This is a genomic window from Flavobacterium sp. (genome assembly GCF_046293665.1).
In the GTDB taxonomy this organism is placed as follows: domain Bacteria; phylum Bacteroidota; class Bacteroidia; order Flavobacteriales; family Flavobacteriaceae; genus Flavobacterium.
The window spans coordinates 194,217-219,117 of sequence record NZ_JBKBOL010000002.1 but is presented as its reverse complement, the minus strand read 5'-3'; the positions used below and the strand labels follow the sequence as shown (position 1 = coordinate 219,117).

The following is a 24,901-nucleotide window of genomic DNA, read 5'->3' as shown; positions in this document are numbered from 1 at the left end:
GACCAAGAATATTTAATTGGGTAAAGTATATTATTTATTGACCTAAATAAACAAATCCATTTAGCGCTAAATAAGGATTTTGAACGGTAACCGATTGCTGAGCAACACCTCCGTTAATAGAAGAAGTTGTATGTGAGTGGGAACCACTTGAAGTCGTTGGGCGACTTTCACTTGTTGGGCGTACTACTGAACCTAATGATATCCCCAAAACTGAAGTTAATAGAGCACTTCCATCCGCTCCTGTATTGTGCGTATGATCTCCATCGGCAGTAGTGGTCAAAGTAACATCAGGCAATTGATTCTGAGCAATAGTTACCGAAGAACTTCCTCCTGTAGTGTTAAGTATTTTAGTACCACTAACACCAACAATATTTTTATCCGCCAAATTTGGCAAGTTAGCACCAATACCCAAAGCTGTAGCAGCAGCTTGTTGATTTGCAGTCAAACTACTCTTAGCCCTTCCGTCTAATAATACCCAGCCATTGTGGTCAGCGGTTTGAAAACCATGTTTGACATCACCAAAATTGTAAACTTGGCTATACATCGGCTTCCAATCAGAACCCGAATAAAAACAATAAGTATTATTGGAAGTTAAAAAAACAATTTGTCCGGATCTGTTTCCAGATGAAGGTAAAACACTTACTTGCGGAATGGCAATTCCGGCTTCGGCTGTTGGCGACGTTGGATCAATTTCTCTAACATCTAAGGTGGCAACCGGCGTATCAGTCCCTATTCCTATTTGAGAATAAGCCTGAAATGATAACAAGATTAAGGTTAAGTAAAGATTTTTTTTCATGTCTTTTAAATTTAGGGGTTAATTCAAAAGGTGGTATTTAAAACTTACAGCTCAATTTTTCCTAAAATGAGCATAAAATTCTACTTTGAATATTTCATTTTTTGCATCAGTTATTTTATTAGACTTATAATTTTCCTACTGAATTCTTGAACAAACCTACAATATATTCTTTTACAAAACAAAAAAAATATCGACAAAATGCGAATTTTTACGGTTTAAATACATTTTTACAACTACAAAATGTGCTTATTCTTACTTTTTTTAATTAACAATTGTTTATACGTTTACAAAACGCGAAAGCAAAATTCGCACACAAACCCATTGACAACCTAACAAGTCGACACAATAACAAAAAAGTTCTTTGATATAAATTCAGATTAAAAGATGGAGGAAATTATAGAAACTTCCAAAAAGAAAACCATGCTCTTTCTGATAAATATGTAGTGCTTTTTTCATTCTGATAAGCTTCTCGCTCAAAAGAAATAGCCATGTAAGCTTTATTCCGGTTTCTATATCTCAAAAGTTTCAACAGAAATTCTAAAATATACCAAACAAAAAAAGGGAAAATCAACAACTCCAATTGCTGGCGCAAATGAATCTTTTCATGATTAATTAAAGTCGAATCGCTTCTACTGGCTGAATATTTCAAGAACACAAACGGAAAAAGAGTCAATCCTCTGAAACCTTTTGGAATTAAATATTTCGAAACGATTATTATCATTACTTATAAAGTCTTTAAATTTGTGCCTATGAATGAGCAAAATAATGAAAATAAGTTAATCGAAGGCGAAGATTATTACTTAACGCCCGAAGGTTATCGATGTTTCACCGAAAAATACCACTTAAAACGCGGCTATTGCTGCAAAAGTGGTTGCCGTCACTGTCCGTATGGATTTGATAAAAAAACAGGAACCATTAAAAAAAGTAAGCAGTAGGCAGTCGCAGTGTTCAGTCGAAGTAATCAAAATATGGGCGTTACCACAAGGGTCGGGCTTTCGTTACAATCTTTTTTAGTTTGTCGCGCTATCCCGAAACTTTGGAAATCAATACACAAACTAAAAAAGGATTTCCACTGCAATCCCTAACGCAAAAAAGAATATGAAAAATGTAGATCAATTAATTTGACACTCAAAAATACCTGACAGCCACAGGCTGTCCTCCTCTTAATATCAAATCTAACGCAAAAACAACTTACAACATATAACTTAGAACATACAACTAAAAAAATGACTTTTCAAGAACAAATTTTACAAGGAATTCCGGCGGTTTTGCCACAACCAAAACCCTACGAACCACAAATAAACCACGCACCAAAACGCAAAGAAATTCTATCTGAAGACGAAAAAAAGTTAGCATTGAAAAATGCCTTGCGCTATTTCGAACCGCAACACCACGCGACCTTAATTCCGGAATTCAAAGCCGAATTGGAAACTTACGGCCGCATCTACATGTACCGCCTTCGTCCTGATTACAAAATGTACGCTCGCCCGATTTCGGATTATCCCGGAAAATGCGAACAAGCCAAAGCCATCATGCTGATGATTCAAAACAACTTGGATTACGCTGTGGCACAACATCCGCACGAATTAATCACTTATGGTGGCAACGGAGCCGTGTTCCAAAACTGGGCGCAATACTTGTTGACCATGAAATATTTGGCCGAAATGACCGAAGAACAAACTTTAGTCATGTATTCCGGTCACCCAATGGGTTTATTTCCTTCACATCCGGAAGCGCCGAGAGTTGTAGTAACCAACGGAATGGTGATTCCAAATTACTCCAAACCGGACGATTGGGAAAAAATGAATGCCTTAGGCGTTTCCCAATACGGCCAAATGACCGCCGGAAGTTATATGTATATCGGGCCGCAAGGCATCGTTCACGGCACAACGATTACCGTTCTAAACGGTTTCAGAAAAATAAAAAAATCCCCCAAAGGTGGTTTATTCGTAACGTCAGGACTTGGCGGAATGAGCGGCGCTCAACCCAAAGCCGGAAACATAGCTGGTTGTGTTACCGTTTGCGCAGAAGTCAATCCGAAAATTACCCACATTCGTCATTCTCAAGGTTGGATTAACGAAGTGATTGAAAATATTGAAGATTTAGTCCCAAGAGTCAAAATCGCCTTAGAAAACCAAGAAGTAGTTTCAATTGCTTATCTCGGAAATGTGGTTGACGTTTGGGAAAGATTTAATCAAGAAAACTTGCATATCGATTTAGGTTCCGACCAAACTTCGTTGCATAATCCTTGGGCCGGCGGTTATTATCCTATCGGTTATACTTTTGAAGAATCAAATGATTTAATGGCTAATAATCCTGAGAAATTCAAAGAAGAAGTGCAAAAAACCTTGCGTCGTCATGCGGCAGCCATCAACAAACACACTGCCAAAGGAACCTATTTCTTTGATTATGGAAACGCTTTTTTACTGGAAGCTTCTCGCGCCGGTGCGGATATTATGGCCGAAAATCACATCGATTTCAAATACCCAAGTTATGTGCAAGACATTATGGGACCCATGTGTTTCGACTACGGATTCGGGCCATTCCGTTGGGTTTGTGCCAGTGGAAATCCGGAAGATTTAGCCAAAACTGACAAAATTGCTTGTGAGGTTTTAGAAGCAATGATGCAAAATTCTCCTGAAGAAATCCAACAACAAATGGCCGATAACATCCAATGGATCAAAGGCGCACAAGAAAACAAATTAGTCGTTGGTTCTCAAGCCAGAATCCTTTATGCCGATGCAGAAGGCCGAATCAAAATTGCAGAAGCTTTCAACCAAGCGATTGCCCGTGGTGAAATTGGCTATGTCATTTTAGGCCGCGATCACCATGACGTTTCCGGAACAGATTCACCTTATCGAGAAACTTCCAACATCTACGACGGTTCCCGATTTACGGCCGATATGGCCATTCAAAACGTAATTGGCGATAGTTTCCGCGGTGCCACTTGGGTATCGATTCACAATGGCGGTGGCGTGGGTTGGGGCGAAGTTATTAACGGTGGTTTTGGTATGGTTCTTGATGGCTCAAAAGCAGCATCAAGACGCTTAGAATCAATGCTTTTCTGGGATGTAAACAACGGCATTTCGAGAAGAAGTTGGGCCAGAAATGAAGGAGCTATTTTCGCCATCAAAAGAGCGATGGCCACGCAACCTTTATTGAAAGTGACCATCCCTAATACAGTTGACGATCAATTATTGTAACCAAAATTTATAGCTATGAAAAAGTTTGCCCTTCTTACAGTATCCATTTTACTACTTGCCTCATGTAGTTCCATTAGAGTAAACTCCGATTATGACAAGCAAGTAGATTTTGCACCCTATAAAACCTATGCTTTCCACAAAACCGGCATTGACAAAGCCGAGATTTCCGATTTAGACAAAAAACGAATTCTCCGTTCTATTGACGAAACTATGATGGTGAAAGGATTTTCTAAAAGTGAAACACCTGATTTATTAATCTCTTTTTTCACTAAAGAAAGAGAAGAAGTCAATGTAAACCAATTCAATGCCGGTTGGGGTTATGGCTGGGGTTGGGGTTGGAACCCGTTTCTTTGGGGCGGAAATACCACAGTAACCAGACACAGCGAAGGTACTTTGTTTATTGATATTATAGATGCCAAGAAAAAAGAACTGATTTGGCAAGGCGAAGGTGAAGGTGTATTAACCAAAGACACCCATAAAAAAGACGAAGTCATTAAAGAATTTGTGACTAAAATACTGGAGCAATATCCACCGAAGAAAAAGAAGTAGGCAGTTAGGAGTGTTCAGTATTCAGTCTCAATATTCAGATTAAAATAGAAACCGCAATATCTCTGTTGCGGTTTTTTTTATTGCAGATTGCCCTAGCCCGGATGGTAACGACATCCTTTTACACCTGTTAGGTTTTTTTAAAACCTGACAGGTGTAAAAGATATAGTGAACAGCCGGATTAAGCTCCTAAAAATAAATACCGAAAGTCATTTTATGATTTTTATCACACTTCTTTAACCTAAGATTTGTAAATTTACGAACACAACAAAACCAGATTTATGGAAGCCCAATTTGAAAGCAACCCTTTGATTGACAGATTACCAAAGCACTTAAAGCAGTTTATCAAACCGCAAGATTACAACGATTACACTCCGATTAATCAAGCTGTTTGGCGTTATGTAATGCGTAAAAATGTGGATTATCTTTCAAAAGTAGCTCATGAATCGTACCTGGATGGTTTGAAAAAAACCGGTTTGGAAGTCGATAATATCCCGAACATGTATGGCATGAACCGTATTTTGAAAGAAATCGGTTGGGCTGCCGTTGCCGTGGACGGGTTTATTCCGCCGAATGCTTTTATGGAATTTCAAGCGTATAATGTTTTGGTGATTGCTTCTGATATTCGACAATTAGAACATATTGAATATACTCCGGCTCCGGATATTATTCACGAAGGTGCCGGCCACGCTCCTATTATTGCCAATCCGGAATATGCCGAATATTTGCGTCGTTTTGGGGAAATTGGTTGCAAAGCCATTTCTTCTTCTCGTGATTATGAAATGTATGAAGCGATTCGACTGTTATCCATTTTAAAAGAAGCTGAAGGAACGCCTGCCGAAGAAATAAAGAAAGCCGAAGACCAAGTTGAGTTCTTACAAAATAACATGGGTGAACTCTCTGAAATGTCTCGTATAAGAAACCTGCATTGGTGGACAGTGGAATATGGCTTAATCGGAACCGTTGACAACCCAAAAATATATGGTGCCGGATTACTTTCCTCTATAGGCGAAAGCGCTTGGTGCATGACGGATAACGTGACCAAAATCCCTTATGACATTTCGGCAGCGGATCAAAGTTTCGATATTACTAAGCCACAACCACAACTCTATGTAACGCCAGATTTTGCTGAATTGAGCCTGGTTCTAGAAGAATTTGCCAACACTATGGCTTTGCGTACCGGAGGTTTATCGGGTATTCAAAAACTGATTAATTCTAAGTCATTAGGAACAATTGAATTGAGCACCGGGATTCAGATTTCAGGTTTATTTACCAATGTCATTGAAAACGAAGGAAAACCAGTTTACGTGCAAACTACCGGCAAAACTGCTTTATCCTATCGCGAAAAAGAATTAGTAGGTCATGGTACGCAATACCATGCTGAAGGTTTCGGTTCACCAATTGGAAAACTAAAAGGCATCAATTTGGCCATTGAAGATATGAGTCCGCGTGATTTACGTGCTTATGACATTTACGAAGCCGAAAAAGTAACTTTAGAATTCGAGGGCAACATTACCGTTACCGGAGAAATCATTACAGGTTCAAGAAATCTTCAAGGTGAAATTATCATCATTAGTTTTAAAAATTGTACCGTTACCCATAACGATACTGTGTTATTCCAACCGGAATGGGGCATTTATGATATGGCTGTTGGTAAAAAAGTGATCTCAGCCTTTTCCGGTCCGGCCGACGTGAATAGTTTCGACATGGTAAATCACGTACCTACGAGTCATACCATTAAACCCAAAAAATCACCTGAACGCGAAGAATTAGAAGGATTGTATCTCAACATCAGAAACATTCGCGAAGGAAAAACTGCGGTGATTTCTATTGAAAAAACCTTTGATATTTTAAAAGAAAAACACGCTAACGACTGGTTACTTTCTGTTGAAATTGCTGAATTATGTAACAAAACCAACAACACATCATTGCTTCATGAAGTCTTAGTTCATTTGGAAAAAGTGAAACAAACGCGTCCTGAAATTGCCCATTTAATTTCGGGTGGATTGGAGTTATTTTTAGAAAAAGTGAGTTTACAACACTAATGTAACCTTTGTTACTGCGAGCCAAATCATTAGCTTATATCTTTGCTGAAAAAAATACAATTATGGGACTATTAACCCTATTAGGTTTAGGAAGCAAATCCGAAAGCATTCAGGATTTTATAAACAAAGGTGCGATAATTATTGACGTTAGAACGGTTGGTGAATTCCGAGAAGGACACATCAAAGGTTCGAAAAACATTCCGTTAGATACAATTAATGGAAAATTAAACGAAATCAAAAAATTAGACAAACCGGTTATCGTTTGTTGTCGAAGTGGTATGCGAAGTGCACAAGCAGCTTCTGTTTTAAAATCGGTTGGTATCGAAGTAATTAACGGCGGTGGTTGGCAAAGTTTGGAAAGTAAACTTTAAATCAAATTATTGTTTTTGGCTTTTTGAATTGCCTCGAGTTTATTGTGCACCTGCAATTTGGTGTAAATGTTCTCGATGTGTTTTCTAACCGTTGATGGAGAAAGAAACAAATTATCGGCAATAATGTTGTAATTTAACCCTTTGCTCAATTGTTCTAAAACTTCTATTTCTCTTGAAGTCAACTTAATTTCTTCTTCACATTTTTGTTCAAAATCGACGGGGTTTCTTAACAATTTTAAGGTTTTCAAAGCAATAGAAGGATTCATTGCCGCGCCGCCGTTTAAGGTTTCCAAAATACCTTGATGAAGTTCCTTTGGATTAACTTCCTTTAGCAAATAACCATCTGCTCCTGCTTTGATGGCGTTGAAAATGTTCTCATCATTGTCAAAAACAGTTAACATGATGATTTTAATTTGCGGATATTTGGTCTTGATGATTTTGGTGGCTTCAATTCCGTTACAAACCGGCATTTCAATATCCATCAAAATTAAATCGATGCATTTATTGATTTCTAATTTTTTCTGCAAATCATTCCCATCGATAGCGGTAAATTTTAGGACCATATCGTCAAAAAAGGACAGTTTTTCAGCTACTGTTTTTTGCAAAAAAACATTATCGTCTACTATGGCTATTTTGGTTGACATGGCTAAAAATTATAAACAAATTTGATTATTTTTTTTCAGGTAACATACTGATTTACAAAAAAAGTCCTTTTCAAAATGTGATTTAGCTTGAATAAACCCCAAAATGAAAAGGACAACAATAAAAACAACCTCAGTGTTTTTCTTTTGAAAAAATCAATACCACTTGATTAATCAAATTTGATTAATTGATTTGACAAAAAAAATACGTCAAATGACGTATTTTTTATAATCTTCAAATTGCAAAAAATTGCTTCTTGAGTTTTACATTAATGGTTGTCCCTCTGTCAACACTTGACTCTATCTCAAATGAACCACCAATATCTGAAATTCGTTTGCGCATATTATGGATTCCGTTACCGAACATTGTCTTTTCTAAATCAAATCCATTTCCATCATCGACAATCGAAATTAAAATATCATTTTTAATTGGTTTTATGGTTACTGTAATCTTTTTTGCCTTCGCATATTTGATACTGTTGTTAATGGCTTCTTGAATCGTTCGGTACAAATTCATACCTTCAACCGAAGTGAATTTTGTTGTTTTAAGCGACAGATCAACTTCAAAATCAAACTGAATATCTTCTTTGGCTTCTTGTGCTTTATCTATAAAGTTATGAATTCTGGCTTGTAAATCTTCAAAAGTAATTTCGCTTTTATTCATTGCCCAAATCGTATCGCGAAGCTCAATAATAGTGGATTTAGCAAAATTACTAATGCCGGAAAGTTTCGAATCGAGTTTGTCATTTTGAATATCAAAAGCATATTTTATATTGTCAACGGAAGAAATAATGAAAGTCAATTGGGAACCAATATTATCATGCAAATCTCTTGAAATGTTCAAACGTTGTTCCTGTAATTTGTTTTGCGTTTCAATTTTGGCTATCGCCGACTTAAGTTCAAACTCTTGTTCTTGCTGTTTGTTTTTTAATTTTTGTTGGCGATAAACCAAGTAAATAATCACGATCAAAGCCAGCGAAATCAAGCCTAGAATTAAAAACTGGGTTTCTTTTTTCCTGATTTCCAATTCGCGAGTGGCAATTTCAGCCTTTGATTTTTGTAGCAATCTTTCCTTTTTTTCGGTTTGGTATTTGGTTTCTAATTCGGCCGTTTGTTTCTCGGCTTTACTAAGTAATAATTGCTCGTTTAAAACTGCTAATTTGTCTAAATAATAATTTACACTATCAGGTTTGTTCAAATAAGCATAAACTGTAATTAAAGATTTGTAATTTTTCTGCAACTTTTCATTATGATTGGTTTGCTCAAAAAACAATTTAGTTGACAACAATAACTTCTTAGCTTCGTTGTATTTTTTATTGGATGCGAAATCTAAAGCCAAATTTAAATCGAAATTAGCCTTGTCTAAATCGGAGTTGAGTTCTTCTCTGACTTGCTTGGACTTTTGATAAAGCGCCAAAGCATCTTTGGATTTTTTTTGTTCCGATTTGATGGAAGCAATGTTATTAAATCCGCTTGAAATGCCTTTTTTGTTACCAACAGCCGTGCAAGCTTTTACACTTTTATCATAAAACTTCAAGGCATTAATTGTGTCTTGCATATTCAAATAAACATTCCCGAGATTCAAACAAGAAACACACAATTCTTCCTTGAAATTATTTTTCTCTTGATATTGAATAACATCGCTTATGTACTGTAAGGCTTTGGGGTAATTCTTTAATTTGAGATGAATCAAACCGATATTGCCTTTGATAATACTGGTGTGTTTTTCGTCTTTTACACTTTCAAAATATTCCAACGCTTCCAGAAAAGAAGTCATTGCTTGTTTGTATTGGTGTGTTTTCTCGTAGATGTTGGCTAAATTATTGTTGATTTTAGCCAAGCCTTTCACATCGTTTCTAAGCTTTCTGATTTTATAAGCCGATAAATAATTGGCTTTTGAATTGACAAAATCGCCTTTGATAAAATAAACCGCACCAATATCGCTGTACACTTGTGCTATTAAGGTAGAATCGTTCAACTTCTTGGACTCAACTGCGGCTTTTCCACCATAATGCAAAGCAGAATCTATATCGATTTTAGAATAATACCAAGTCAAGTCAGAATAAATTGTCGCGGTTCTTTTAGCATCCGGATTGGCTTTCAAATCTTTCTTTAGACCGTCAATAATGTTTTGAGCATTTTGCGCCCTAACCGATATTGAAATCAGGAATAAAAAGAATAAAACCAAAGCTTTTTCCATGTGCTTAAACTTATAACAATATACTAATTTTGGTTCCTGAACTTGAACTTTGGAGTTCAAATTTCCCATTGATTTCGGCTATTCTTTTTTGCATATTGAGTAAGCCATTGCCCTTTTCTGTAGTATTTATATCGAACCCTTTTCCGTTGTCTTGAATGATAATTCGAATGCTGTCTTCTTCTTTTTTTACCAGAATTTCAATCTTTTGCGCTTGGGCATATTTGATACTGTTGTTGATGGCTTCCTGAATGGTTCTGTAAATATTCATGCCTTCAATGGAGCTGAATTTACGCTCTTTCAATTTGGCATCGACAGAAAAGTAAAATCCAATTTCGCTTTTTGCCTCTTTAGCTTTATCGATAAAATTGTGGATACGCGTTTGTAAATCTTCAAAAGTGATTTGGCTTTTATTCATTGCCCAAATGGTATCACGAAGCTCGATAATAGTGGATTTAGCAAAATCGCTAATGCCGGAAAGTTTATCTTCAAGCTTTGCATTTTGGATATCAAAAGCATATTTGATATTGTCTACCGAAGAAATAATAAACGTTAGTTGCGAACCAATATTATCATGCAAATCTCTGGAAATTGTTAATCGTTGTTCTTGTAACTTGTTTTGGGTTTCAATTTTGGCTATAGCCGATTTGAGTTCAAACTCTTGCTCTTGTTGTTTGATTTTTAACTTTTGTTGGCGATAAACCAAATAAATAATACACAACAAAGCCAAAGAAATTAACCCAAGGATAAGGAATTGGGTGTTCTTGTTTTTAATTTCCAACTCTCGTTCTCTCACTTGTGCTTTTGACTGCAAAAGCTGCTTTTCTTTTTTCTCGTTTTGGTATTTGGCTTCAAGTTCAGAAAAGGTTTGGGCGCGTTCCACATCAAAAACAGAATCCCTGATTTGGATGTAATTTTCTTGGTCTTGAACTGCTTTTGAAAGGTTATTTCTCTTCTTATTAAATGCTGCTCTTTGGTAATAAAAGTCTCTTAATTTTTCAGCACTCTTACTTTGCTTAGCAAAAAAATAAGCTTTTTCAAATAATTGTTCCGCTTTAGTAAAATCATCTAATTCATAAGCTATTGTGGCCAAATTAGTGTAATTGGTAGCCCGAGTGTAGTAATAATTACCATCTTTAATTCCGTTATTGCTTTCAAAATTTTTATCGTTAATTCGGAGTGCTGTACTAATCCATTTTTGAGCTTCTTTGTATTTTTTTTGTTTCAACAGAGTATTTCCTATATTATTATAAGTTTCCGCAATATAAAGTGTGTCTTTTCCTTTGTAATATTTAAAAACCTGTTTATGATAATACAAAGCGCTGTCAGGCTTGTTCCAATCGTCAAAATTAATCGCGACAGCATTAAGTGCATTACTAATCATATCGGGACTTTTTTCTTTTTGGTTCACCCAATATTTCAAAGCCTTTTTACCATAAAAAATTCCCTTTTGATAACTTTCGAAATCATGGTAAGTTAAAGACAAATTAGCATCAAAGAAAGCAATCCAATTTTCTTTCTTCTCCTTTTCTGCTATCCTTATTCCCATTAAGGAAGAATGAATGGCTTTGTCATATTGCCCTTGTTTTCTGTAGACTTTTGATAAATTATGGTAGACTGTCAAAAGAGAGGGAATATCACCTCCGTTTTGCAATAATTTTACAGCTTTTTCACCATAAATCACTGAACTGTCTAATTGGTTATAGTCACAACATCGGGCATTTTTACAAAAATAATATTGCGCTTCATCAGCAGTAGTTTTGATATTTTTTTTGGCCAACTTAAAATAGTAATCAGAGGAATCTTGAGACGTAAATGCTTTGATAAGCGTTTTTTTAATCTCCTGAGAATTTGCCTCTACCGAAAAAAGCAACATAGTGACTATAAGTAAGTAAAGTTTTTTCATGTAGAGATTGTATAGCATAAATGTATTAAAAATGTTAAAATTCTCAATAGCTAATTCTCTTTTTTTGGATATAAATCTTCCATCAACTGATAATTTAATTCGAAAACATTTTTGCTCAAAGCAGCATTGATTTCTTTCATCTTTATTTTCAGATCCTCTGAAAGTTGCAGTTGAATAGATTGTTTTTGGTGTTCGCTATTTAATTCTATGATAAATTCCTCTAGTGGCTTTAGTTTAGACTGAAACTCACTTCGTTCTGAGAGCATTTTATACCTCAGATAAAAGATGAGTCCAATTTGAATTAAAAAAACTAATATTAGAAAAAAGGTCATGTTGAGTCGAATATAAGTTTCAAAATTCGGGTAAAAAGCAACCAAAAAAAATACGGCATACGCCGTATTTTTCACTGAAAGGAAATATATTTAAAATTAGTTTGTGGTAAAATTAATATTAAAAGCACCGTTAGTAATGGCTTTTGTATCCGTCCCGTTTTGGTTTTTTCCGGTAAAATTAAAAGTTCCTTTCACATTAGTATCTGTAATCTCGCTAATCGTAATTGATCCTACTGCCCCGGAACTATCATAAGGTGCTGCCCAAGTTTGAGAAGCCATCGGATTATTGATATTTACTTCAGAATAACTGGCAATAGCAGAAATATTGGCTGTATCGCTTATTTCAAAAGTACCGGCAGCTCCGTTTGTTCCGTTCAAAATTAATTGAATGGCTTTCCCTGATGCGTCACTTCCTTGGATAATAATAGTTGTTGTAGTGCCTATTACTTGTTTGGTAGCAAAAGTGGCTAGATTCATTGAGGTGAAATTAGAGCCTCCTACTTTGGCTTTTAGTTGTCCCAAAGATGCGCTTCCGCCTCCGCCTCCGCCATCATCGCTTCCACTGCATGAGGTAAGTAAAGTGGCTAAAGCCATGGTTAAAACGATTCCGAATTGTTTAATTGTCTTCATAATATTTAAGGTTAAAGGTTATTATTGCAAATCTTCACTTTTATCAAATGGCAATCAATAAGGCATTTGACGTATTTTTAGTTAGCTTTTCATCAAACTGGCTTTTGGAATGCTCACATACTTCAGAACATTGGTTTCATTTTCACTGGAAATAAAGTACAATATTTCATTTGTCTCGTCATAAAAAGGCAATCCGTCAAAATCTGTGGTATTGATTTTACTTCCCAGATTTATGGGCTCCGACCAGTTCTTCCAAGTCTCATCTAATCGATAAGAAACAAAAATGTCATAACTCCCAAAAGCACTGAATCCATCGCTACTAAACAACATTGTTTGATTATCGGACAGCAATTGGCACATGCCTTCATCGGCAGCTGAATTAATTACTTTACCCATATTTTGCAGTAAACCATAAGTACCATCTTCTTTTTGTTGGGCAAAATATAAATCACTTGCTCCCTGAGAAAAATCGGTTTCAATACCCATGATTAAAATCTTTTTGTCAGCTGTGAGAAAAGCTTCTGCTGTATCATCATAGTTGTTGTAAGCCGTAACTTTTATTGGTCCCAAAGCATCATATTTAGTATTATTGATTACAAATAATTCAAAACCGGTTTCTGTAGTGCCTTTGGTATAGCGGTTGCCGCCTTTTAACAAATGATTAGTTCCAATAGGTTTTACATGATTGTAACGATCTCCGGTATTGAGCGAAGATTCTAATTTCTTGTTTGCCCATTGTCCTGATGCATTTTTGGTAAAAGAAAAAATTTCGTTTTTCACCTCACTGATTCCGGTCACAAAAAGCTTTGATCCGTCAAAAGACACCGATGGGCTTGTTGGAACAATATCCTGCAACTGTAGCGTTTTGGCAGAAATCAGACTTTCAAAAGCGGTAGTTGTATTAACCATTGGTTGAATAGGCGTTTCCGAATCAGAAATGCCTATAGCATCGACTTCTTTTTGCCCAGGAAGCAAAGCAAAATTGAATTCCACTCGAACCGCCACAACCCCTGAAACAGCTTCGTCTAGAATAGCATATTCGACACCCGGATTAATCACATCGGGACTTTCCTGAATTTTTCTTCTTTTACGTTTGAAATAGTAATTTCTATCCGCCGGAATTGTCGCTTTGAACATCACCGTTTTATAATTGGGTTTTCTAGACCAAACGCGCTTATATTTTCCAGAACCATCATCTACCGAAACACTAACCACACAACCTGCGTTAAGGTTTTCGAAAACGGCAACTTGTTTAACAGTTTGAGGCTTTTCAAAACCCACTTGCACCCATTCATATCCATCCAATGCATTTTTGGGCGTCCAAGCATTTGGACTGCTACCACCTTGCGGAAAAGTATCGGGTTTGCCTAAAATTCTTTTAATTCCATGTTGTTTTCCACCTAAATCCGAGGAATATTTAATTAGTTTATTCGCCCATTGTATTTGTTGCGCATTGGCAGAAAAGAGAACCAATAAGATTGCATAAAGAAATAGTGTTTTTTTCATAATAAGTGCGATTTAAAATAGAAAGGACCGCAACGAATTGCAGCCCTAACTAACTTCCTCAAAAAACTCAATTGTTAACTTTAATTTTTTCTACTTTTTTGCCTTTGAAAGCGAAGATAAATTCACCATCATCGGAAATATCAATTCCGGCACCGTATTTTGGGCTTCCTCCTTTTCCTTTAGATTGAACAGAACCTTTGGTTTCTCCATTAGTCATATCAATACCGTAGATAATGTTTTTGCTGTTTCTTTGATCTCTCAAATAATAATTACCTTCAATTTCATAAAAATAATCTACTCCTCTTATTTTTTCGGTAGCGTAAACTCTTGAGCCGTCTTTTTTATTATAAGATGCCAATCCTTTTTCAGAAAGCACTACTACTTTATCTCCAAAATCGATAACATCAGTCGCTTTTCCCACTTTTGCATCGTTGTGTTTCACATCAAATAACTGGTTTCCTGAAGCAATGTCGTATCCATAAAATTCATCACCGTCGCCAACAAATAGCGTTTTATCGTTTTCGAGGATAAAATCAGTAATGCGTTTGTCAAATTTTTCAGAACGCCAAGCTGTTTTTCCTGTTTTGTCATCTAAACAAAGTACGGAGTTCTTTTGATTTTTATAATCCCAATAGATGTAAGGAACCCATTGTTTCATAGAACCGCCACCAAAACCACCAAGTGCCATTCCGGCTGAGAAACCATTGGAAACTTCTTCTAATCTGAATTCCTGAACTTGCACTTTTCCTCCAACTTGCACCAACACTTTATCGCCAGATTTATAGATATTCGGCATACAAAATGCACCGGTAATTTTCTCAGAAGCCCAAAGTAATTTTCCTGAGGCTAAATCGTGTTTTTCTACATATTTTGTTCGGTCCCTTGTTCCTAAAATCACTATATAAACCGCGTCATCCGTAAATAAAGGATCAGCAATAGTTCTGTAGATTTTAGAACGTTTTCCGCCGCTGAACATTCCACCGCCGGCGCCTTTCATGTCATTTTCATAAGTTACTTCCCAAAGTTTTTGACCGTTATTGATGTTATATACTTGCAATCCGTCTAAATACATGTATAATTTATCGTCTTTAATCCATAAATCAACAATGGCTCTACGCGTAACCAATTCTTTTTCGATGGTTCCTAAGAAAGTAGCATCCCAAAGAATATCTCCGTTAGTTGCATTAATTTTTACCAACTGATTTTTAAAACCGGCGAACAAAGCACCTAAAGCCGTTGGTTTAAAATTAATCATGACGATTTCGTTTCTTTTTCCATCGTATATATATTTTCCAACACCGCCTTTGAAACGATTGGTTTCCCAAACTTTTTCACCGGTATTGGCTTTCACCAAAATCACTGAAGCTTTTTGTGAAATTAAAAATGCATCTAATTCAAAAATGTATTTTACCGTTTCCAATTCGCCTTCATCAGTTCCTTCTTTCGCCGCAGTTCCTTTTGGAATTAGGTTTTGGTATTCTTCAGAATTCCACAATTCTTTTCCGGTAGCCACATCAAGGACGGCAACCCTATCGGTTCCTAACTTTCTTTCATCAAAAAGAAATAAGTAACCGCCTTTACCTTTGCCTTTGTGAATGATGTACTGGTATTCACATTTGTTAGTTTTATTAGTGGTGATTTTTTTATAATCGCCACTCCAAACTTGTTTTCCGCCAGCATCTAATACAGTCGCTGAATTATCATCTGTGGCCAAAATATATTCTCCTCCGTTAACGGCAACCGCCAGTTGTGTCGCTTTGTTGTCAAATTCTGATTCCCAAACGGTACCAAAACTACCCGATTTTTTTCCGGCGCCTTTGCCTTTGCCCATTAGTTTTCCAAGCTGGGCATTTGCTGGTAATGTGATTGTCAGAGAGAGCATCAACATTACTAAAGTAATTTTCTTCATGTTTATTGTTTTATTGTTAGGTTTAAAAAGTAACTGTGTAACGAATTTTATATCGTTGTTGTTTTTGAAGTTTAAATTTGAATTTGTGATCAAGAATGTAGCCCGACATGAAGTTGATAAAATCAATATTCTTAATGTCGCTGTCAACTTTGAAAAAGGAAGAAACCTTTCCGTTTTGCACTACGCCGATATCAACGACCATAGTGCCTTTGACTTCAGCGTATTTTTTGTTTTTCTTTTTTTGGAAATCCTCCGATTGGAAAACCTCATCAATTTCTTTGGTTACGGTTTCCGTCACTACTTCTTCATCTGTCAGTACCGGTTTTTGGGCCAATACATTTTGAGTAGACAGCATGAGCAAGGTGAATACTAGTAATGCCTTAATTATCTTCATGGTTTTTAGGTTGTTAAATACATAACAAACCTATTGTGAAATACTAAGGCAGGAAATACGGCAAATGTCGTATTTTGTTAAAATTGGAAGTGTGGAAACTGCTCTTGAAGCTTTATAATCTTTTGATTAAGAGAAGTTATGAACTGTTGATGAGCAGAAGTATTCGGATTAAATGGACGATGGGCTAATCCTTTTTGAATGTTACATACTTCTTGCATCGTGTTAAAATATTTTGAATTTACATAATTTTCAAAAAAGCGTATCCAAATGTAATCAATAGCCGATTGGCTTGGATGCAACATGTCTTCGGCATAGAAGCGATAATCGCGAAGTTCGTCCATCATTATTTCGTAACTGGGAAAGTAATTGACAATTAACAATTGATAATTAATAATTTCTTGGATTGCAGTTATTAAATGTGCTTTGCTACGTTGATTTTCAGAAAAACCGTCTTTAAGATGACGTACGGGTGAAACAGTAAAAATGAATTTACAATCGGGGTTCACTTTTTGGAGTAAAGCGATTGTATTTTGAATCGATTGCTGAATGGTTTCGGGCGACAGGATTTCTTTGGTGAATTCTTTTTGGGAAACTTTATGACAATTGGCGACTATTTCGTTAGTTGAATTGTGACGATAAACCCAGGAAGTTCCGTAAGTAATAATGATATGACTTGCTTGGATTATTAGAGGATTAGATTGTTGGAGGATTAGATTTAATCTTTTTAAGAACTCCATTTTGTCCGGATGACTTAACTCTGAATGGACATCATAGCAATGCCACAAATCGTTGTGAAAGAAAATATCGGCTTCGGTAAACAATGTTTGATTTACAATTCTATCTGCTAATTTCTCAATCGAAACCGGATTGAAAATTATCCCAAAAGGATTGGTTGTGATTTGAAATTTAAAGTATTGGAATTTCTCTCCCATATTTTCAGCAAAGCACGAACCTAAAGACAATATTTTAGACCTGTAGTCTATAGGATATTCATAAACAGGAACGGGAACTTTGGTGGTGAAATTCATTTGTTTTTGATTTATCTACTTCGTCAATTAGTTATCACTACAGTCAAAAGTACAAAATATGAATAAAAAAACCCTTTCATTGACAGGTGAAAGGGTTTGGGTTTGATTATGGTGTTTGATCTAATTTATTTGTAATATTCGAAATTGTAGCTGAATGGTCCTGGAGAAGTTTCCGTTGAGTAACGTGTCAACGGATAGTTATTTTCATCGTAAACCAATTCGAAATCTACTTGCGAGCTTTCAACCGTTGCAAAATAAGTGGTTACTTTTTTAAGGTTTTTAGTAATCCCATATCTTCCATCGCTGTCGTAAGTATGTAATTTAATTTTATCCATTCCGATTACATTGCGCATCGGGTTATTGGCTCCATCATATTCGAAATCCATTGCCGTTTGCGACGCCGAACCGGTAAATTCAATTCGAACGATATTATTATTTTCAATGAAGTACTTTTCGCTAACTGCAGAAAGTATCGTTTGACTATCCAAAGTTCCGGTATAATTCAAAGCTTCAACAGTTCCGTTTGGATTATAAGTGAATACCATTTTTGTAGCTGTACCGTTCTGTAGATTCTTTTTGACAACTTGTTCCAATTGATTATTGGCGTTATAGGTAAAAACCGTGCTGAAGGTATTTTGGTTACTTCCGTTAAATGTTTTGATTTCTGCAATTAGTTCACCACTATAGTAGTATTTGTCATAACCTGTTTGCATGGAAGGTGTATGAATTTCGTAGTTCACCTTTGCTAGTTTTCTTCCGTCATAACTAAAATTATAAACTCCGTGATTTCCCATCACTTCAGATTCCATCTTTTTTAACAACACTACACTAGTATCCGGCTGATTTCCATTATCATCCGAAGAGCATGAAGTAAACATTACAACTAAAAGGGAAACAAAAAGAATTTGAATAGCTTTTTTCATAGGTTAAGGTTTTTGTTCTAAATCAATTACGGGGCAGCAATTAATTTCAAGTCAAATGTAGACAAGTGACCCTTTAACCAAAAAATCTTTCGATATACTACTTAAAAATCTGTTGTTTAGCAGTTTTAAGGCAATTACACCTCTTAATTTAAAAAGAAAAACCTTCCAAAAATTAATTGAAAGGTTTTTAAAATATAAGATTTGTAAACTTATTTTATAAAGTCAATCGCTTTTTCCAGGACTTCTTTTATTCCGGCAACATTCTTTCCGCCGGCTGTGGCAAAGAACGGTTGTCCGCCACCGCCGCCTTGGATATATTTTCCTAATTCGCGAACTACAGCTCCTGCGTTTAGATTTTTTTCGGCCACTAATTCTTTTGATATATAACAGCTCAACATTGGTTTATCTTCGTCAGCGGTTGCTATGACTAAGAATAAATTGGTCCCCAAAGTTCCCAGTTCATAAGCCAAATCTTTAGCACCTTCCGGGTTCAAATCGACTTGTGTCGCTAAGAATTTTACACCGTTGATTTCTTGCAATTGAGTAGCCAATTCGCCTTTTAGGTTTTTAGCTTTTTCTTTCAATAATTGTTCTATTTGCTTTTTTAACTTAGCATTTTCGTCTTGCAACGAAACTACTGCTTTGATGGTATCTTGAGGGTTTTTCAAGGTTTCTTTAATGGTAGCCAAAGTATTTTCCTGTTGGGTAAAGAACTCTTTTACAGCATCACCGGTTATCGCTTCAATACGACGAATTCCGGCCGCAACAGCACCTTCGGAAACAATTTTGAAATGCCAGATTTCTGCCGTGTTTTTCACGTGAATTCCTCCGCACAATTCTTTACTATCACCGAACTCAATCATGCGCACATTGTCACCATATTTTTCGCCAAACAATGCCATCGCACCTTTAGCCAAAGCTTCTTGAATGGGAATATTTCGGTATTCCATCAATTGCAATTGGGCTTCAATTTGAGTATTTACACTCGCTTCTACTTGACGTAATTCTTCTTCGGTTACTTTGCTGAAATGCGAAAAGTCGAAACGCAAATAGTTTGGATTAACCAATGATCCTTTTTGCTCTACATGTGTACCTAAAACATTTCTCAAAGCCAGATGCATCAAATGCGTAGCCGAGTGATTTTTGGAAGTGGAAGTTCTTAAATCGGTATTAACCTTGGCTACAAAAGTTGCCGATACATTTTCCGGTAATTGTTTGGCAAAATGTAAAATCAGATTGTTTTCTTTTTTGGTGTCAATGATATCTATGGTCTCATTGGCCGAAACTAAAGTTCCTTTATCGCCAACTTGTCCACCGCCTTCGGGATAGAATGGCGTGTTATCTAAAACGATTTGGTATAAAACACCGTCTTTTTTACTGTCGACTTTACGGATCCTGGTGATTTTTACTTCGTTTTCGGTTTGGTCGTAACCCACGAAAGTCTCCACATTGCCGGGAATTAAAACCGACCAATCTTCGGTTGAAACTTCGGAAGCGGCACGGGAACGGTTTTTTTGTTCTTGCATAGATGCGTCGAATTCACTTTCGTTGAACGACATGCCTTTTTCTTTAAGAATCAACGCAGTTAAATCTTTAGGGAAACCGAAAGTATCATATAATTCAAAAGCTTTCGCACCCGGAACTTCAGTTCCTTTAGTTTGAGAAACTACATTTTCCAAAAGCTGTAAACCTTGGTCTAACGTTCTTAAGAAAGACGCTTCTTCTTCCCGGATCACATTGGTAACTAATTGCTGTTGCGATTTGATTTCAGGGAAGAATTCTCCCATTTGATTCGCTAAAACCTCAACTAATTTATTGATAAACGGTTCTTTGGTATTTAAAAACGTAAAGCCGTAACGAATCGCACGACGTAAAATTCTGCGAATCACATAACCTGCGCCACCATTAGACGGCAACTGGCCATCGGCTATAGCGAAAGCTACTGCACGAACGTGGTCGACGATTACGCGAATGGCGATATTGGTTTTGTTTTGTTCTTCACTTATATTTTTAACTTCGTTTGAAGTGTATTTTAATCCAGTGATTTCTTCAATTTTGGCAATCAATGGTGTAAATACATCCGTGTCGTAATTTGAAGTTACGTTTTGCATGGCCATACACAAACGCTCGAAGCCCATTCCGGTATCTACGTGTTGCGCCGGAAGTTTTTCTAAACTACCATCAGCTTTTCGGTTGAATTCCATGAATACGTTGTTCCAAATTTCCACTACTTGCGGATGGTCGGCGTTTACTAAACTTCTTCCTGAAACGGCGGCTCTTTCGGCATCGGTTCTTAAATCGATATGAATTTCGGAACACGGACCACACGGACCTTGGTCACCCATTTCCCAAAAGTTGTCTTTTTTGTTGCCTAAAATGATTCGGTCTTCAGAAACATATTGTTTCCAAATGTCCCAAGCTTCTTGATCAAACGGAACATTCTCGGCAGGGTTGCCTTCGAAAACTGAAACATACAAACGATCTTTGTCTAGTTTCAAAACTTCGGTTAGGAATTCCCATGCCCAAGCCAAGGCTTCTTTTTTGAAGTAATCGCCAAAAGACCAGTTGCCCAACATTTCGAACATGGTATGGTGGTAAGTATCAAAACCTACATCTTCTAAGTCGTTGTGCTTTCCTGATACGCGAAGACATTTTTGGGTATCGGCTATACGTTTGCTTTTAGGCGTTCCGTTTCCTAAAAAATATTCTTTGAATTGTGCCATGCCCGAGTTGTTGAACATCAGGGTTGGATCGTCTTTGAGAACGATTGGCGCTGAAGGCACGATTAGGTGACCTTTGCTTTCAAAGAATTGTAAGTATGCTTTTCGAATGTCTTGTGATTTCATTATTAATGGTTTCAGGTTTAAAGTTTCAGGTTCCAAGTTGAAAACTGAGGTTCTAGAAAATGGTTTACTGTTTAGCCCCGATTGGCAGCGCTACCGTGTAGCGCAGAAAGCGGGAAAATGGTTTAGCAATTGCTCCAAAGTTTCGCTCCTAATGATTAAAACTCCCAAAAATTCGTGGACAATTAAATAAATTTCGGATATGACTGAAACATTTGTTAAATTTGTTCGTACAACCATTGTTTTCTTAAAACAAGCACAAAAATAGTATAAAATAAAAGATGGCGAAAAAAGTAAAGTATTATTTCGATACCGAAAGTTTGGCTTACCGAAAAATCAAGCCGAAATTATCCAAAAAACTGGGTTACATCGGTTTATTTTTACTTGCTTCAGGATTATTTGGCTTTTTGTGTTTTGTGATTTTATTGAACAGTTCCTATTTAGAAACTCCGAAAGACCGATTGCAAGCGCGTGAAATTGAAACGATGAAGTTGCGATATGCCATTTTGAATAAAAAGATAGACCAAGTTCAGGAAGTTTTAGCTGATGTAGAAGAGCGCGACAATAATATTTATCGGGCTTATTTTAACACCTCACCTATTCCGGCAGAACAACGAAAAGCGGGTTTTGGTGGTGTAAACCGATATAAAGAATTGGAAGGTTTTGACAACTCGGAATTGGTGGTGAACACCTCGAAACGGGTTGATATCATTGCTAAAGAATTGGCCATTCAGTCGAAATCATTGGATGAAATTTTGAAATTAGCCAAAGAGAAAAATAAATTACTTTCAGCTATACCGGCTATTCAACCGATAAAGAATGAACAAATGAAGCGAGTGGCATCAGGTTTTGGATATCGAAGCGACCCGTTTACCAAAGTGCGTAAAATGCATGAAGGCATGGATTTCACAGCGAAAACCGGAACGCCTATTTTTGCTACCGGTGATGGTGTGGTTATTAATGCAGACAATTCGAAATCGGGTTTTGGAAACCATATCGAAATTAGTCACGGTTATGGTTATTTGACTTTATATGCACATTTGAGCAAATACAAAGTGAAACGCGGACAGCGAGTAAAACGTGGTGATATTATTGGCTACGTTGGTAGTACCGGCCGAAGTGAAGCGCCACATTTGCATTATGAAGTACACAAAGACGGCAAAGTCGTGAACCCAATCAATTTTTACTACGGGAATATCTCGGCAGCGGAATACACCGTTATCTCGAAATTGGCGAATCAGGAGAATCAATCGCTTGACTAAAGTTCAGGTTTTATAAACATAGCAAAACAAAAACACTATGCATATAGAGTTAAAAGAAGGAAAAAGATATTACAGCATAGGCGAAGTGGCTAAAGCTTTTCATGTGAATGCCTCATTGATTCGTTTTTGGGACAAAGAATTTGACATACTCAAACCTAAGAAAAACGCTAAAGGCAATCGAATGTTCACACCCGAAGATGTGAAAAATTTGCAACTCATTTATCATTTGGTGAAAGAGCGTGGCTTTACGTTAGAAGGTGCCAAAACGCATTTGAAAGAAGGTCAAAAGAAAACTTTGGACAAGTTTGAAATCATTAGCAAACTGGAAACGGTGAAAGCCCAATTATTAAATATTAAAAACCAACTTTAAGATTGGTTTTGTAACAAACGAAAAGAATTAAAAACTAATAACAAACCTTAAATTAAATCAAACATGGATTTTAAAAAATTTTTACCTTGGATTATTGTAGTAGTTGTAATTTTCGGAATTTACAGCTGGGTTAAAGGAATTAATAATACGGCAGTTGGTTACGAACAAACCATTAATGAATCATGGGGTAATGTAAATACAGCCTACCAAAGAAGAAATGACTTAATTGGCAATTTAGTCAATACTGTAAAAGGCGCTGCTGATTTTGAAAAAACCACTTTAACTGCTGTTATTGAGGCCCGAGCAAAGGCTACAGCAGTGACTGTAGATCCTACAAATATAACTCCGGAACAATTAGCTGCCTTTAATTCAGCTCAATCAGGAGTTTCCTCTTCTTTGTCAAGATTATTAGTATCTGTGGAACGCTATCCTGATTTAAAAGCCAATGCTAACTTCTTAAAATTACAAGATGAATTGGCTAGTACCGAAAACCAGATTTTAACGGCAAGAACGCGTTTCAACGAAGCTGTTAAACCATATAATACACATATCAAGACGTTCCCTAACTCTATTTTTGCTGGCTTATTTGGCTTTAAAGAAAAAGCTTATTTCCAAGCTGTTGAAGGTGCTGAAAAACCGGTGGAAGTAAAATTCTAATTCATCATAATGTCTAAAGTAGAAGATTTTTTAACCCCAGAAGAAGAACAAGAAATTGTTGAAGCCATACGCGTGGCCGAAAAAAACACTTCGGGTGAAATCAGAGTACATCTAGAAAAACATACTTCCATCGATGCGTTTGAGCGCGCGATGGAAGTTTTCCATTTGTTAAAAATGGATGAAACTGAATTAAAAAACGGGGTTTTAATTTACTTAGCTGTTAAGGACAAAACCTTTGTAATTTGTGGCGATAAAGGCATCAACGATTTGGTTCCGAATGATTTTTGGGATTGTACGCGTGATGTGATGGTTAAAAACTTTAAAGAAGGTCATTACAAACAAGGATTGATTGATGGCATTTTAAGAGCCGGAGAACAACTGCAAAAATATTTCCCGTACCAAGAAGGCGACACGAATGAATTATCAAACGAGATATCAAAAGGATAAATATGGAAATTACGAATTACGAATTACGAATTACGAATTTCAAAAAAATTCTGAACCTCCTTTTTTGTGTTTCTGTATTCTTTTGCGCATTCCCAACTTTTGCGCAGTATAACATTCCTGAAATACCAAAATTACAGACTTCTGTTTATGATTATGCGAATGTTTTAAGTCCGGAAGAAAAAGTCCAATTGGAAGAAAAACTCATTCGATATTCCGACAGTACTTCGACTCAAATTGTAGTGATTACCATTGAAAGCTTACAAGGCGAAGACATTGGTATTTTAACACCAAAATGGGGTCAAGCATGGGGAATTGGCGGGAGCAAAGAAAATGATAATGGTGTGATTATTCTTTTGGCAAAAGCCGAAAGAAAAATTTGGATTTCCGCCGGTTATGGTTTGGAAGACAGACTTACCGCAGGCATTGGCGGAGAAATTACCCGAAATATTATTATTCCGGAATTCAAAGCTGGAAGTTATTATAAAGGATTAGACAAAGGTACTGACGCCATTTTTAATGTCTTCAAAGGCAAATATAAAGGTGAAAGAAAAACCAAAAAAAAAGGTGGGAGTTTTCCCTTATTACCAATAATTGTCATTATCATAGTTATCATAATAATCATTTCAAAAAACAAAGGCCAAGGCGGTGGTGGTAATCAAGGTAATCGCGGTGGCGGATTTGACTTAGCTGATATTATTATCTTGAGTAGTTTGGGACGCGGTGGCGGCGGAAGCTTTGGTGGTGGTTCTTCAGGCGGCGGTTTTGGTGGCGGCGGTTTTGGTGGCGGATTCGGTGGCGGTGGTTTCTCCGGTGGCGGTTCGGGCGGAAGCTGGTAAAGTCAGTTTGCAGTATTCAGTCGCAGTAAATAGTTGTAAAAAACTCGGTCTCACCAATT

23 protein-coding genes are annotated in these 24,901 nt (G+C 36.6%); 10 read left to right on the top strand and 13 right to left on the bottom strand.

All coding sequences use genetic code 11. The features are described 5' to 3' along the window. Window positions 1-34: 34 nt before the first annotated feature. Both ACK4R1_RS05440 and ACK4R1_RS05435 read right to left on the bottom strand, forming a co-directional pair. Window positions 35-796 (bottom strand): hypothetical protein, encoded by a 762-nt coding sequence (locus ACK4R1_RS05440; protein WP_409684474.1) that lies wholly within the window; start codon window positions 794-796, stop codon window positions 35-37. 394 nt (window positions 797-1,190) lie between these two features. Next, the gene (locus ACK4R1_RS05435; protein ID WP_409684472.1) at window positions 1,191-1,517 is read right to left on the bottom strand and encodes a hypothetical protein; all 327 of its coding nucleotides are present in this window, start codon (window positions 1,515-1,517) and stop codon (window positions 1,191-1,193) included. Between the two features lie 28 nt (window positions 1,518-1,545). Between ACK4R1_RS05435 and ACK4R1_RS05430 the strand changes: the two genes are divergently transcribed. The 5 genes from ACK4R1_RS05430 (at window position 1,546) to ACK4R1_RS05410 (ending at window position 6,961) form a co-directional block, all read left to right on the top strand. Beyond that, complete coding sequence (locus tag ACK4R1_RS05430; RefSeq protein ID WP_409684470.1) at window positions 1,546-1,731, top strand: DUF5522 domain-containing protein; 186 nt, start codon at window positions 1,546-1,548, stop codon at window positions 1,729-1,731. 291 nt (window positions 1,732-2,022) lie between these two features. Continuing rightward, entirely contained in the window at window positions 2,023-3,999 is a 1,977-nt protein-coding gene (locus tag ACK4R1_RS05425) for a urocanate hydratase (protein WP_409684468.1), read from the top strand. A gap of 15 nt (window positions 4,000-4,014) precedes the next feature. Continuing rightward, complete coding sequence (locus ACK4R1_RS05420; RefSeq protein ID WP_409684466.1) at window positions 4,015-4,548, top strand: DUF4136 domain-containing protein; 534 nt, start codon at window positions 4,015-4,017, stop codon at window positions 4,546-4,548. A gap of 278 nt (window positions 4,549-4,826) precedes the next feature. Next, window positions 4,827-6,590, top strand: a complete 1,764-nt coding sequence (locus tag ACK4R1_RS05415) for an aromatic amino acid hydroxylase (RefSeq protein WP_409684464.1) — start codon at window positions 4,827-4,829, stop codon at window positions 6,588-6,590. 62 nt (window positions 6,591-6,652) lie between these two features. Next, complete coding sequence (locus ACK4R1_RS05410) at window positions 6,653-6,961, top strand: rhodanese-like domain-containing protein (protein ID WP_409684462.1); 309 nt, start codon at window positions 6,653-6,655, stop codon at window positions 6,959-6,961. Here ACK4R1_RS05410 and ACK4R1_RS05405 read toward each other — a convergent pair. The 11 genes from ACK4R1_RS05405 to alaS form a co-directional block, all read right to left on the bottom strand. Next, complete coding sequence (locus ACK4R1_RS05405; protein WP_409684460.1) at window positions 6,958-7,605, bottom strand: response regulator; 648 nt, start codon at window positions 7,603-7,605, stop codon at window positions 6,958-6,960. The two genes, ACK4R1_RS05410 and ACK4R1_RS05405, sit on opposite strands and share 4 nt — an antisense overlap. 232 nt (window positions 7,606-7,837) lie before the next feature. Then, window positions 7,838-9,802 (bottom strand): tetratricopeptide repeat protein, encoded by a 1,965-nt coding sequence (locus tag ACK4R1_RS05400; RefSeq protein WP_409684458.1) that lies wholly within the window; start codon window positions 9,800-9,802, stop codon window positions 7,838-7,840. Between the two features lie 10 nt (window positions 9,803-9,812). Continuing rightward, window positions 9,813-11,705 (bottom strand): tetratricopeptide repeat protein, encoded by a 1,893-nt coding sequence (locus tag ACK4R1_RS05395; RefSeq protein WP_409684456.1) that lies wholly within the window; start codon window positions 11,703-11,705, stop codon window positions 9,813-9,815. 50 nt (window positions 11,706-11,755) lie between these two features. Then, window positions 11,756-11,971 carry a hypothetical protein gene (locus ACK4R1_RS05390; protein ID WP_409684454.1) on the bottom strand — a complete coding sequence of 72 codons (216 nt, stop codon included), beginning with the start codon at window positions 11,969-11,971 and terminating at the stop codon, window positions 11,756-11,758. A 162-nt stretch (window positions 11,972-12,133) separates the two neighbouring features. Next, window positions 12,134-12,667: a DUF6252 family protein gene (locus ACK4R1_RS05385; RefSeq protein WP_409684453.1), complete on the bottom strand. Its 534-nt coding sequence runs from the start codon at window positions 12,665-12,667 to the stop codon at window positions 12,134-12,136. Between the two features lie 81 nt (window positions 12,668-12,748). After that, window positions 12,749-14,173, bottom strand: a complete 1,425-nt coding sequence (locus tag ACK4R1_RS05380; protein ID WP_409684451.1) for a hypothetical protein — start codon at window positions 14,171-14,173, stop codon at window positions 12,749-12,751. Between the two features lie 67 nt (window positions 14,174-14,240). Further along, window positions 14,241-16,082, bottom strand: coding sequence for a PQQ-binding-like beta-propeller repeat protein (locus ACK4R1_RS05375; RefSeq protein WP_409684449.1), 1,842 nt, complete (start codon window positions 16,080-16,082; stop codon window positions 14,241-14,243). Between the two features lie 22 nt (window positions 16,083-16,104). After that, window positions 16,105-16,476, bottom strand: coding sequence for a hypothetical protein (locus ACK4R1_RS05370; RefSeq protein WP_409684447.1), 372 nt, complete (start codon window positions 16,474-16,476; stop codon window positions 16,105-16,107). A gap of 77 nt (window positions 16,477-16,553) precedes the next feature. Then, window positions 16,554-17,504 carry a GSCFA domain-containing protein gene (locus ACK4R1_RS05365; protein WP_409684445.1) on the bottom strand — a complete coding sequence of 317 codons (951 nt, stop codon included), beginning with the start codon at window positions 17,502-17,504 and terminating at the stop codon, window positions 16,554-16,556. Window positions 17,505-17,629: 125 nt separating this feature from the next. Next, window positions 17,630-18,427, bottom strand: coding sequence for a hypothetical protein (locus ACK4R1_RS05360; RefSeq protein ID WP_409684443.1), 798 nt, complete (start codon window positions 18,425-18,427; stop codon window positions 17,630-17,632). A gap of 209 nt (window positions 18,428-18,636) precedes the next feature. Then, window positions 18,637-21,273 (bottom strand): alanine--tRNA ligase, encoded by a 2,637-nt coding sequence (alaS, locus tag ACK4R1_RS05355; protein WP_409684441.1) that lies wholly within the window; start codon window positions 21,271-21,273, stop codon window positions 18,637-18,639. Between the two features lie 278 nt (window positions 21,274-21,551). On the opposite strand from alaS, the gene ACK4R1_RS05350 reads away from it, so the two are divergent. The 5 genes from ACK4R1_RS05350 (at window position 21,552) to ACK4R1_RS05330 (ending at window position 24,842) form a co-directional block, all read left to right on the top strand. Next, window positions 21,552-22,532, top strand: coding sequence for a M23 family metallopeptidase (locus ACK4R1_RS05350; protein WP_409684439.1), 981 nt, complete (start codon window positions 21,552-21,554; stop codon window positions 22,530-22,532). Between the two features lie 37 nt (window positions 22,533-22,569). Further along, window positions 22,570-22,902, top strand: coding sequence for a MerR family transcriptional regulator (locus tag ACK4R1_RS05345; protein WP_409684437.1), 333 nt, complete (start codon window positions 22,570-22,572; stop codon window positions 22,900-22,902). Window positions 22,903-22,965: 63 nt separating this feature from the next. Next, the gene (locus ACK4R1_RS05340) at window positions 22,966-23,559 is read left to right on the top strand and encodes a LemA family protein (RefSeq protein WP_409684435.1); all 594 of its coding nucleotides are present in this window, start codon (window positions 22,966-22,968) and stop codon (window positions 23,557-23,559) included. A 9-nt stretch (window positions 23,560-23,568) separates the two neighbouring features. Continuing rightward, window positions 23,569-24,006, top strand: coding sequence for a TPM domain-containing protein (locus ACK4R1_RS05335; RefSeq protein WP_409684433.1), 438 nt, complete (start codon window positions 23,569-23,571; stop codon window positions 24,004-24,006). 2 nt (window positions 24,007-24,008) lie between these two features. Continuing rightward, entirely contained in the window at window positions 24,009-24,842 is an 834-nt protein-coding gene (locus ACK4R1_RS05330; RefSeq protein ID WP_409684430.1) for a TPM domain-containing protein, read from the top strand. Window positions 24,843-24,901: the final 59 nt, after the last annotated feature.

Excerpts from the sequence above, each read along its gene's own strand:
- ACK4R1_RS05370 (WP_409684447.1), bottom strand. The coding sequence starts at position 16,476 with ATGAAGATAATTAAGGCATTACTAGTATTCACCTTGCTCATGCTGTCT.
- ACK4R1_RS05410 (WP_409684462.1), top strand. The coding sequence starts at position 6,653 with ATGGGACTATTAACCCTATTAGGTTTAGGAAGCAAATCCGAAAGCATT.
- ACK4R1_RS05375 (WP_409684449.1), bottom strand. The coding sequence starts at position 16,082 with ATGAAGAAAATTACTTTAGTAATGTTGATGCTCTCTCTGACAATCACA.
- ACK4R1_RS05390 (WP_409684454.1), bottom strand. The coding sequence starts at position 11,971 with ATGCTCTCAGAACGAAGTGAGTTTCAGTCTAAACTAAAGCCACTAGAG.
- ACK4R1_RS05420 (WP_409684466.1), top strand. The coding sequence starts at position 4,015 with ATGAAAAAGTTTGCCCTTCTTACAGTATCCATTTTACTACTTGCCTCA.
- ACK4R1_RS05415 (WP_409684464.1), top strand. The coding sequence starts at position 4,827 with ATGGAAGCCCAATTTGAAAGCAACCCTTTGATTGACAGATTACCAAAG.
- ACK4R1_RS05405 (WP_409684460.1), bottom strand. The coding sequence starts at position 7,605 with ATGTCAACCAAAATAGCCATAGTAGACGATAATGTTTTTTTGCAAAAA.
- ACK4R1_RS05350 (WP_409684439.1), top strand. The coding sequence starts at position 21,552 with ATGGCGAAAAAAGTAAAGTATTATTTCGATACCGAAAGTTTGGCTTAC.
- ACK4R1_RS05440 (WP_409684474.1), bottom strand. The coding sequence starts at position 796 with ATGAAAAAAAATCTTTACTTAACCTTAATCTTGTTATCATTTCAGGCT.
- ACK4R1_RS05400 (WP_409684458.1), bottom strand. The coding sequence starts at position 9,802 with ATGGAAAAAGCTTTGGTTTTATTCTTTTTATTCCTGATTTCAATATCG.
- ACK4R1_RS05435 (WP_409684472.1), bottom strand. The coding sequence starts at position 1,517 with ATGATAATAATCGTTTCGAAATATTTAATTCCAAAAGGTTTCAGAGGA.
- ACK4R1_RS05425 (WP_409684468.1), top strand. The coding sequence starts at position 2,023 with ATGACTTTTCAAGAACAAATTTTACAAGGAATTCCGGCGGTTTTGCCA.
- alaS (WP_409684441.1), bottom strand. The coding sequence starts at position 21,273 with ATGAAATCACAAGACATTCGAAAAGCATACTTACAATTCTTTGAAAGC.
- ACK4R1_RS05360 (WP_409684443.1), bottom strand. The coding sequence starts at position 18,427 with ATGAAAAAAGCTATTCAAATTCTTTTTGTTTCCCTTTTAGTTGTAATG.
- ACK4R1_RS05345 (WP_409684437.1), top strand. The coding sequence starts at position 22,570 with ATGCATATAGAGTTAAAAGAAGGAAAAAGATATTACAGCATAGGCGAA.
- ACK4R1_RS05335 (WP_409684433.1), top strand. The coding sequence starts at position 23,569 with ATGTCTAAAGTAGAAGATTTTTTAACCCCAGAAGAAGAACAAGAAATT.
- ACK4R1_RS05365 (WP_409684445.1), bottom strand. The coding sequence starts at position 17,504 with ATGAATTTCACCACCAAAGTTCCCGTTCCTGTTTATGAATATCCTATA.
- ACK4R1_RS05340 (WP_409684435.1), top strand. The coding sequence starts at position 22,966 with ATGGATTTTAAAAAATTTTTACCTTGGATTATTGTAGTAGTTGTAATT.
- ACK4R1_RS05385 (WP_409684453.1), bottom strand. The coding sequence starts at position 12,667 with ATGAAGACAATTAAACAATTCGGAATCGTTTTAACCATGGCTTTAGCC.
- ACK4R1_RS05430 (WP_409684470.1), top strand. The coding sequence starts at position 1,546 with ATGAATGAGCAAAATAATGAAAATAAGTTAATCGAAGGCGAAGATTAT.
- ACK4R1_RS05380 (WP_409684451.1), bottom strand. The coding sequence starts at position 14,173 with ATGAAAAAAACACTATTTCTTTATGCAATCTTATTGGTTCTCTTTTCT.
- ACK4R1_RS05330 (WP_409684430.1), top strand. The coding sequence starts at position 24,009 with ATGGAAATTACGAATTACGAATTACGAATTACGAATTTCAAAAAAATT.
- ACK4R1_RS05395 (WP_409684456.1), bottom strand. The coding sequence starts at position 11,705 with ATGAAAAAACTTTACTTACTTATAGTCACTATGTTGCTTTTTTCGGTA.